General features: G+C 57.5%; 9 protein-coding genes. 3 read left to right on the top strand and 6 right to left on the bottom strand.

The annotated features are described in order from the left end of the window. Positions 1-98: 98 nt before the first annotated feature. Both U5K31_11240 and U5K31_11235 read right to left on the bottom strand, forming a co-directional pair. Complete coding sequence (locus U5K31_11240; protein MDZ7773293.1) at positions 99-563, bottom strand: RES domain-containing protein; 465 nt, start codon at positions 561-563, stop codon at positions 99-101. Then, positions 563-1,012: an antitoxin Xre/MbcA/ParS toxin-binding domain-containing protein gene (locus U5K31_11235; protein ID MDZ7773292.1), complete on the bottom strand. Its 450-nt coding sequence runs from the start codon at positions 1,010-1,012 to the stop codon at positions 563-565. The genes U5K31_11240 and U5K31_11235 overlap by 1 nt, the downstream gene beginning before the upstream one ends. Before the next feature lie 120 nt (positions 1,013-1,132). On the opposite strand from U5K31_11235, the gene murI reads away from it, so the two are divergent. Then, a complete protein-coding gene (gene murI, locus U5K31_11230) occupies positions 1,133-1,942 on the top strand; it encodes a glutamate racemase (GenBank protein MDZ7773291.1) in 810 nt (269 codons plus the stop codon). A 51-nt stretch (positions 1,943-1,993) separates the two neighbouring features. Here murI and U5K31_11225 read toward each other — a convergent pair whose 3' ends face one another. From U5K31_11225 to U5K31_11210, 4 genes are all read right to left on the bottom strand, one after another. Beyond that, positions 1,994-2,680 (bottom strand): ABC transporter ATP-binding protein, encoded by a 687-nt coding sequence (locus U5K31_11225; protein ID MDZ7773290.1) that lies wholly within the window; start codon positions 2,678-2,680, stop codon positions 1,994-1,996. Next, positions 2,673-3,623 (bottom strand): hypothetical protein, encoded by a 951-nt coding sequence (locus U5K31_11220; protein MDZ7773289.1) that lies wholly within the window; start codon positions 3,621-3,623, stop codon positions 2,673-2,675. Before U5K31_11220 ends, U5K31_11225 begins: the two co-directional genes overlap by 8 nt. A 19-nt stretch (positions 3,624-3,642) precedes the next feature. Further along, positions 3,643-4,977, bottom strand: coding sequence for a PhoH family protein (locus tag U5K31_11215; protein ID MDZ7773288.1), 1,335 nt, complete (start codon positions 4,975-4,977; stop codon positions 3,643-3,645). A gap of 224 nt (positions 4,978-5,201) precedes the next feature. Then, positions 5,202-5,987, bottom strand: a complete 786-nt coding sequence (locus U5K31_11210) for an RNA methyltransferase (GenBank protein ID MDZ7773287.1) — start codon at positions 5,985-5,987, stop codon at positions 5,202-5,204. A gap of 125 nt (positions 5,988-6,112) precedes the next feature. Here U5K31_11210 and U5K31_11205 point away from each other — a divergent pair, with 125 nt between their 5' ends. Together U5K31_11205 and U5K31_11200 are read left to right on the top strand one after the other, a co-directional pair. Next, positions 6,113-7,639, top strand: a complete 1,527-nt coding sequence (locus U5K31_11205; protein MDZ7773286.1) for an aldehyde dehydrogenase family protein — start codon at positions 6,113-6,115, stop codon at positions 7,637-7,639. A gap of 248 nt (positions 7,640-7,887) precedes the next feature. Continuing rightward, complete coding sequence (locus U5K31_11200) at positions 7,888-9,036, top strand: hypothetical protein (GenBank protein ID MDZ7773285.1); 1,149 nt, start codon at positions 7,888-7,890, stop codon at positions 9,034-9,036. Positions 9,037-9,085: the final 49 nt, after the last annotated feature.

Genomic DNA, 9,085 nt, shown 5'->3' with positions numbered 1-9,085 from the left:
GGAGGCCTGGTCGAATGCGGCCGGGCGCCGGCAGGCCTACCGTGAACTGGCCGTGCTGGCGCGGAAACTACGTTAGAATAGGGACCTGAATTAGAGATTCATCCCTTCGTACGCAGCCGGGGATCCATCGTAAAATCATTTATCTCCCGGATCATCACCCGCTCAAACTGTGCATGGGCAGGATTCACGAGTATATTGTTCTCCTGCGGCACCAGTACGGAAGGCACCCTCATGAACAAGGTGCGCCGGCTTTTCAACCATTCGGTTCCCAGGTCCGCCAGAGCTCCCGGGGCGGGAATCGCTCTCCAGTTGGCTGGCAAATCACCGGTATCGAACCGTTCATGGGCACCATCTTCGGGAATGGCGATCGTAATCAGCTTAAGATTCAGGGGATAGGAATTAAAGGTGCTTTGAGCCAATATCTCCAACACGGCCAGGGAAGCATGCTCCGAAGTATATAGAACGGGAAATCCCTTCCTGTTCCATCGTCCTCCAAACTTTTTTGCCCCGCTACCTGATATATCTTCGTGATAGGGTTCCGTAACCAGGCGAAACAGAATCATCACGAATATACACCATGCTCAATTCTTCCCAGGATATCCAAAACCAGTTGCATGCCTGAGACCGAGTCCATTAATCGAAGCGGTGATCGGTGACCCAGGGCGTAGACAGGACCATGGAGCCATGCACTCATTTCCTCTTTTGATCCAAATACCTCTATACTCTTAATAATAATTCGGCCCAACAGCAGGGTCCGTTCGGATAAATCACCGCTCAATTTTTCATGGTCCTGGTATCGATGCAGGGTACGTTCGGAAACAGGAAACAAGGAGGCCAACTCTTTAATGGACAGCCCGGAATAGTTTGCGATCCGCTTTAAAGCCCCTTTCGTCACACCCTTTCGGGCGTATTCGACAAGCTCAATTTCGTTTTCTATGGGATACTGAATACCTTCATCCTGAAAGATATTCTGAAAGGCTTCTCGTGGTGTATAGGTCGTGTCAGAGCCCATAACAAGCAACTATGTTGACATTTGTCACCCAAGTTCTGTTTTATGTCTTGAATTTACCGTTCCTGCATCCGTATTCCAATAGTGAAACGTATTTATTATACACATAGCGCTAATCATTAGATGTCCGATTCCCAGGCTCCCATAGGAATTTTTGACTCCGGTATCGGCGGACTCACCGTGGTGAAAGCCGTGCGGGAGGCCCTTCCCGGGGAGCACATCATCTACTTCGGAGACACTGCCCGCGTACCCTACGGCATCAAGTCGGAGGAGACCGTCCGCGGCTACGCCCTGCAGATCACCCGCTTCCTGCTGGAGCGGGATGTAAAAATGATCCTCATCGCCTGCAACACCGTGTCGGCCTCGGCCAAAGAGCTCATCGTAGAGGAGGCGGGGGATATCCCGGTGCTGGATGTGATTACCGCGGGCACGCAGGCCGCCCTGCAGGAGAAGGGGAGCCGCCACATCGGGGTCATCGGCACCCTGGCGACCGTGGGTTCAGGCGCATACGAGAAGGCCATCCGCACGCGCGGTAGCGACGTGAAGGTAAGTTCCGAGGCCTGTCCCCTCCTGGTGCCGCTGGCGGAGGAGGGCTGGACCGATAACAGGGTGGCCCGCGACACGCTGTCCATCTACCTGGAAAGATTCGAAGGCAGCGGCATCGACAGCCTCATCCTGGGCTGCACCCACTACCCGCTCTTTACGGAATCCATCCGGCAGATACTGGACCATGACGGAATCCGCATCATCGACTCCGCCCATTCCATCGCGGAGATGTCGCTGGAGGTCCTCCGGGATCGCGGGCTGCTCAATACCGCCGGCCATGGGACCTTCGAATGCTATGTGAGCGACCGGCCCCAGCGCTTCCAGGAACTGGCCGAGCGCTTTCTCGGAACCTCTATTCCCGACGTGCACATCGCCCAGCTGGCCTGAACGGATCGACCGCTGGCACCATGGGCTGGAATCCGGAGCCGGGAACTCCTTTTACAGCAGGGAGCGCAGTTTCCGGCTCGCCTCCTCCAGGTCCTGCTTCCGGTATCCCTCCTTCCATTCTCCAAAGAACTCATTCTCCACACTCTCTCCGATGCGGCCCTCCTGCATGACGTGGATGCTTCCGCACATGGCAGTGAGAATCTCCAGGATATGGCTTGTCAGGATGACCAGGGTCCCCTTTTCCGCCAGCAGCTCAAGCATCCGCCCGATGAGCTGGTTGGATTCGAGGTCGAGGTTGTTGAAGGGCTCATCCAGCAGGAGCAGGGGACGGTCCAGTGCCACAACGCCCATCAGGGCAAGCTTTTTCTTCATCCCGCTGGAATAGGTCTCGATGAGATCGTCCAGGGGCAGCCTGAAGAGCTCGTTCCACCTCTCCACGCGGAACCCCGGGTTGCGGTGGGAAAAGAGGGCCAGGTGCTCCCGGCCCGTACTGAGGGGATAGAAATAGGGTTCGCTGCGCAGGTAGGCCGCCGTGCTTGCGGTGACGGCCTTCTCCATCCAACGCACCTCACCCTCGTCCGGTTTCAGGCGACCGGCCACCAGGTTCAACAGCGTGGTCTTACCCGACCCGTTGGGACCCAGAAGCCCGTGGATGGCGCCCTTCGAGAGTTCCATGGACAGATCGCAGATTACCTCCTCTTGCTCGTAGGCAAAGGATAACTGGTCCAGTTTAAGCATAGGCCACGGCCTGCGTTCTTCGCTGCGCCCGGAAAGCCAACCATCCGAAGGTCAGCAGGGCGGCCGCAGGCAGGTAGGGGATGATCATCATGAGACACAAGATAGCGAACAGTACCGAGAGCACCAGTTCCAGGTTTCTGCCCTCCTCGTAGAAGGCGTATTTGCCCACCACGGTGGCCGCCACCAGCAAAGCGTTGGCGCCCCAGAAGGCCAGGACGTAGGTGAAGTCGCCCGGGTAGCGTGCCAGGAGTACGGCAGCCACCGGTAGGCAGAGCAGGCCATAGGCCAGAAGACCCGATATCACCTTGCGAAAAAGAAAGGAGCCGGGGGTGTCACCCAGCTGGCGAATGTATTCCAGGGGCTCGCCGTCGCGATAATGCGACAGGGATAGGGCGGCCAGCAGAAAGAGTCCCGCCCATCCGATCATGGGATGGAGCATACCTCCGGCCGCGGAGAGCGCCAGCAGCGGGAGCAGGACCGGCCAGGTCCTCCGCAGACCGCTTCGCCATTCGTAAAAAGTGAAGGGGATCGGCTGCAGAAACCACTGAAGTGTCGGTTTTCGGAAGGCGACGGTCGGCTTCAGTCCCGGCAGGAAAACAAGCGTGGCGACCAGGAACACCAGCGCCGCCCACTGACCGCGCCAGGCCAGGAGGAATAGCACGGGAGAAGCCAGCATGGCGTACTCCATGCGCATCAGCCAGGTGGCATCAAGGTCAAGGGAGGCCAGCAGGGACCGGTCCCCGCGCAGGGTATGCAGCGCGTAGAGCAGGGCGGCGCAGCCCAGGGCGACGGTCAGGTATCCTCCCCTGCCTGAATCGACCAGAAACAGCTGCGAGAGAAAGCCCAAAAGAAATACGCCTACCAGCGTGGAGCGCAGGATGCCGAGCCGCCGCAGGAAACGGCGGGTCATACGAATGCGCATCATAAGGATCAGGGACCACATCGCAGGTCGGGGAGGGATTTTAAAGCAGCTTGCTTGCCAGGTTTGCCAGCTCGGAGCGCTCGCCCTTCTCAAGGTTGATGTGCGCGTAGAGATCGTTGTCTTGCATGCGGTCCACCAGGTAGGATAGCCCGTTGCTCTGGGTGTCCAGGTAGGGCGTGTCGATCTGGTAGATGTCGCCTGTAAAGATAATCTTGGTATGCTCGCCCGCCCGGGTGATGATGGTCTTTACCTCGTGCGGCGTCAGGTTCTGCGCCTCGTCCACGATAAAGATGATATTCGACAGGCTTCGTCCCCGTATGTAGGCCAGTGGGATGATGCGGAGTTTCTCGGTCTCCACCATCTCCTCGATCTTCTGATACGGCTTGCTGGTCTCCGGGTACTGGTTCTTGATAAAGGAGAGATTGTCCCATAGTGGCTGCATATAGGGGTCGATCTTGGAGTTGATGTCGCCCGGAAGATAGCCGATGTCCTTGTTGCTGAGGGGCACAATGGGACGGGCAAGGTAGATCTGCCGGAAGTTTTGCCGCTGCTCCAGGGCGCCCGCCAGGGCGATGAGCGTCTTGCCGGTTCCGGCCGACCCCGTGACGGTCACCAGCAGGTTGTCCGGGTTCATGATGGCCTGCAGGGCGAAGGTCTGTTCGGCATTGCGCGGCTTGATGCCGTAGGCCGTGGTCTTGCTTACCGGTTCAATGGATTTCGAGTTCGCGTTGTAGTAGCCCAGGGCGGAGCTGGAATGGTTTTTCAGGATAAAGAAGTGGTTGCTGCTGGGTTTTTCACCGGTCACCTCCTTCACATCCAGGGATCCCGTCTCGTAGAAGCGGTCGATGATCTCGGCCGAATCGAAGCTGACCTCCGACTTGCCCTTGTAGAGATGATCGATGTCCTGCACGCGAACCGTCTCGTAGTCTTCGGCTTTAATATTCAGCGCCCGGGCCTTGATGCGCAGGTTGATGTCCTTCGACACCAGGATCACGTTTGTCCCCGGTTCGTCCTCCATCAGCTTGAGCACGCTGTTGAGAATGCGGTGGTCGTTTTTGCGGGTCCCGAACACCTCGGAAGCGTCGGTGGTGCTGTCCTCATCCTTCAGCACGCGCAGCCTGCCGTGGGACTGTCCGTTCAGGGAGATCCAGTTCTGCAGCATATTCTCGCTGGAAATCTTGTCGAGATAGCGGATGAACTCGCGGGCGTGAAGGTTGATGACGTCGTTGCCCTTTTTGAAGGTGTCGAGCTCTTCCAGAACGGTGATGGGAATAGCGATGTCGTTCTTCCGGAAGTTGGTTACGGCATCGTGGTCGTAGAGGAGAACGGAGGTATCGAGGACGTAGATCTTCTTCTGCTTTTTGGCTCGCGGCATAGAGATCGTTTTTGGGGTCGGTAGGTCGTCTGCAGGTCAGGTGCTTAAGGGACGATAGATAAATCACCGCTCATTAGCAATAGACCCTGCACGCCGGACGCCATTTAATCAAAGGGACATGGGCTCGAAATCGATATGGTATTGCCTGCATGGGAGATCTACTCTCTGCGGGCAAATTTGGGCGTAAGGGTCCTTAGCCAACCCAAACATAGGCGCACCGATGACTAACTTCCGGAGAAGTGGTGCAGGGCGATAGAAAGAGAAATAGCAGCGTTCAGACTCTCAGCCAGTTCACGATTCCCGGTTCGCGATATATGTAATTCATTACCTGCGCCTTTTAAAAGACTCTCCCGAATGCCATGAGCCTCGTTTCCGACGACAAGAAGATCGTTGCCGGAGGGCTGTACCGACTTGAGGGGCGTGCCCTCGCTGGATCCCGAAAGCATCCATATTTTCCATTTACGGGCCTCAAAAACAGGTAAAACCTCTTCAAGCTCACCGTTCATCCAGGGCAGGCACCCCGTAGAGCCGGCCGTCCCCCTCACTACCTTGGGATGGTAGAGGTCTACCGTCCCCTTGCCGCAGATGATACCGCGGGCCCCAAACCACACCCCCGATCGTACGATAGTGCCCAGGTTGCCGGGATCCTGCAGGGCATCGATGGCAAGCACCGGACCCTCCCCGCTGGCCAGTTCCTCCAGATCCTCCTCCGCCGGTATCTCGCAGAGGGCCAGGATCCCCTGGGGAGATTCCGTGTCTGCCACCTCCAGGAAGGTGCCGGAGTCGATCATCGAAGAGGAGGCCCTGCCCGCATGGCGGTTCCATGGATCCCGCTCCCAGAGCTTCAGATCTTCGTCAAAAAAGAGCTCGCGTACCTCGAGCACCCCGTTGCCGAGCACCTGGTCGACGGCACGCTCGCCCTCGACGAAAAAGAGTCCCTCCTGCTCCCGGTATTTTTTGCGGTTCAGTTTTCGAAGCAGCGTGAGTTGCCGGTTGGAGGCGTGTTTCATTTAGAATCAATTTGAAGCTTTGTTATCATTCGAAGCCGCGTGAGGCAGGCATCTGCCCGCCTCCCCAAGACACCAAAAGTATCCGTATCTTAGGCGCGATATACAACCAAACAGGCACCTGTACCATGGAATTCCTCAAGAAACTAGGCATCGAAGGCACCAACCCCGGAACCAGCACCGGGCAGCAGTTTCTGGGCGACAAGTCTCATGAAGCCCTCTCCAGCAAGACGCCCATCGACGGCTCCCACATCGCCGACATCACCATCACCACGCGCCAGGAGTACGACCGGGTGGTCGAGGCCGCGCAGGAGGCCTTCCGGGAGTGGCGTTCCGTGCCGGCTCCCGCACGCGGGGACATCGTCCGCCAGATTGGGCTGGAGCTTCGCAAGCATAAAGAGGAGCTGGGCAAGCTGGTCTCCTATGAAATGGGAAAGATCTACCAGGAAGGGCTGGGCGAGGTGCAGGAGATGATCGACATCTGCGACTTCGCCGTGGGACTCTCCCGACAGCTCTATGGAAAGACCATGCCCTCCGAACGTCCCAGCCATCGCCTGCAGGAGCAGTGGCACCCGCTGGGCATCTGCGGGGTGATCACCGCATTCAACTTTCCGGTGGCTGTCTACAGCTGGAACGCCATGATCGCGGCCGTGTGCGGAGACGTGATAATATGGAAAGGATCCGAAAAGACGCCCCTCTGCGGCATCGCCGTACAAAACATTATCGCCAAGGTACTCAAGCGCAACGACCTGCCCGAAGGCATATTCAATCTTGTTACCGGCGGCAGGGAGGCCGGCGAGTGGATGACCGAAGACGAGCGCATTCCGCTCATCTCCGCCACGGGCTCCATCCGCATGGGCCGGCAGGTGGCACAAACTGTGGGCGCCCGCCTTGGCAAGACCATTCTTGAGCTGGGCGGCAACAACGCCGTCATCGTCTCCGAAGAGGCCGACCTGGAGATGGCGGCCCGCGCCACCGTCTTCGGCGCCGCGGGAACCTGCGGGCAGCGCTGCACCTCCACGCGCCGCCTGATTGTCCACGAAGAGATCTTCGACCAGATGAAGGATCGACTGGTAGAGATGTACAAAACCATCAACATCGGCAACCCCCTCGACGAAAACACCCTCGTCGGTCCCCTCATCGACCGGCAGGCCGTGGAGAGCATGCAGCGCGCCCTTGAGAAGCTGAAGGAAGCCGGCGGCGAGGTGATCTACGGCGGGGAGCCCGTCACGCGCAAAAAGCTGGAGGGCGGCCACTACGTGCGACCAGCCATCGCCGTCGCCGAAAACCACTACGACATCGTCCAGGAAGAGACCTTCGCCCCCATCCTCTATCTCATCAAATACCGCGACCTGGACGAGGCCATCACCAAACACAACGGCGTGACGCAGGGACTCAGCTCTGCCATGTTCACCCTGAACATGCGGGAGGCAGAGACCTTCCTGAGCGCGGCTGGCTCCGACTGCGGCATCGCCAACATCAACGCCGGCACCAGCGGGGCCGAGATCGGCGGCGCCTTTGGTGGGGAGAAAGATACCGGCGGGGGACGCGAGTCGGGTTCCGACGCCTGGAAGGCCTACATGCGGCGCCAGACCAACACCATCAACTGGGGCGACGAGATGCCCCTGGCCCAGGGTCTCGAGTTCGACGTGTGACCACCCGGCTGGCCGGGATTTCCAATTGAATGATAGAATTCCAGCAGATGGATTACCTTTGGGAGGTGGATCCATTTCTTGATCACCCTTTACTTCTTGGTGTACACGGGGCTATCTCCTACCTATTCGCGATGCGCCTTGCATTAACTGGTCAAAATTACTAATTACGTAGTTGTCCTTTGGCCCAATCTAACGCCATGAGAGGTTGTATTGCGATACTATGTACCCTCCTCCTCCTGGGCTGCACTGTGGAACCGGAGGATCCATCAGATCAGCTGCCGCAAGAAGTCGCCTCCCTGGAAAATCTCACGGTGGTCACTCCTTCCATGGAACCGCAATATGAGTTTACCTTTAACAGGGAACAGGCTTTTGGAGAGATCTACGGGCAGGTGCAGTTTGGGACCTCTCCTTATCTCCGATCCGCAGTCGACGCGCAAGGGCGGGTGATCATTCCCAATGAGAGCGAAAAGTATATCAATGTCTACGATTCCTCCGGCACAAAAATTACGACGCTGGGACGGGAAGGCAGGGGCCCGGGTGAATTCACATCACTATATCACATGGGAATCATCGGTGACGAAATCTACGCAACGTTCGCCAGCGGGATAGGAATTAATTTTTTCTCGCTCGATTCCCTGGTGTCCACACATACCCTCTACCTGGAGCCGGAACTCGAGAATATCATTCGCGACTCGGCCACCTGGCTGATCCAGTCGCCCCGTTTCTACCGGACCGTAGATGGCAAGTCCTTGCTGGCGGCTTACAGGGACTACGACAAAAAAGAGACCCCGCAGGACCATCGCCTGAAATTCTATCTTCTCAACAGGGAAGGACGGTTCAGCTCCGACTTGTTGCTTGAAATGCGGTCCGACGAAAAATTCACCCTGGACATGGGCGGAAATTTTCCGGGACGCGGCATACTGACCGACCTGCCTGTGAGCCTCAAATCCCTTATCGACGTCGATTCCAATGCCCTGATCTACTACGCCCGAACCGACACGCCTCTCGTAAAGGTGCGGGATACGACCGGGACGTATCGGAAGGCATTCTACCTCGATCTTCCCAGGGTGGAGACCAGGGCAGACGACGTCATTTCACTGGCCGACAACGGTGACTTTCTTGCCGGGGGAATTCGAAAAATGGACCTACGACCGCTATGGCCCGCCTTTGATTCGATGATCATCGACGATGATGACCGCATCTGGATCTCCACCGTCATCGAAGACTTTGAGGTCTACCGCTGGTGGGTGCTGGACACCGAGGGCAACCTGCTGGCCCGTTTCGACTGGCCGCGAGACAAGCCGATAAGATACATAAGGGACGACCACATCTACACCCGAGAAACCAATGAAGAGCGCTACATCGATGAGATCGTACGCTACCGGATAATCCAGTAACCTGCACCCGTGCTACAATATTCTCACCGACACACCTGCCGAGAGAATC

It is taken from the genome of Balneolaceae bacterium, assembly GCA_034521445.1.
Lineage (GTDB): Bacteria > Bacteroidota > Rhodothermia > Balneolales > Balneolaceae > JAXHMM01.
Note: the sequence above shows the minus strand (reverse complement) of the source record. Positions and strands in the feature narration are given on the sequence as shown.

Excerpts from the sequence above, each read along its gene's own strand:
- U5K31_11215 (MDZ7773288.1), bottom strand. The coding sequence starts at position 4,977 with ATGCCGCGAGCCAAAAAGCAGAAGAAGATCTACGTCCTCGATACCTCC.
- U5K31_11205 (MDZ7773286.1), top strand. The coding sequence starts at position 6,113 with ATGGAATTCCTCAAGAAACTAGGCATCGAAGGCACCAACCCCGGAACC.
- U5K31_11225 (MDZ7773290.1), bottom strand. The coding sequence starts at position 2,680 with ATGCTTAAACTGGACCAGTTATCCTTTGCCTACGAGCAAGAGGAGGTA.
- U5K31_11220 (MDZ7773289.1), bottom strand. The coding sequence starts at position 3,623 with ATGTGGTCCCTGATCCTTATGATGCGCATTCGTATGACCCGCCGTTTC.
- U5K31_11210 (MDZ7773287.1), bottom strand. The coding sequence starts at position 5,987 with ATGAAACACGCCTCCAACCGGCAACTCACGCTGCTTCGAAAACTGAAC.
- U5K31_11240 (MDZ7773293.1), bottom strand. The coding sequence starts at position 563 with ATGATTCTGTTTCGCCTGGTTACGGAACCCTATCACGAAGATATATCA.
- U5K31_11235 (MDZ7773292.1), bottom strand. The coding sequence starts at position 1,012 with ATGGGCTCTGACACGACCTATACACCACGAGAAGCCTTTCAGAATATC.
- murI (MDZ7773291.1), top strand. The coding sequence starts at position 1,133 with ATGTCCGATTCCCAGGCTCCCATAGGAATTTTTGACTCCGGTATCGGC.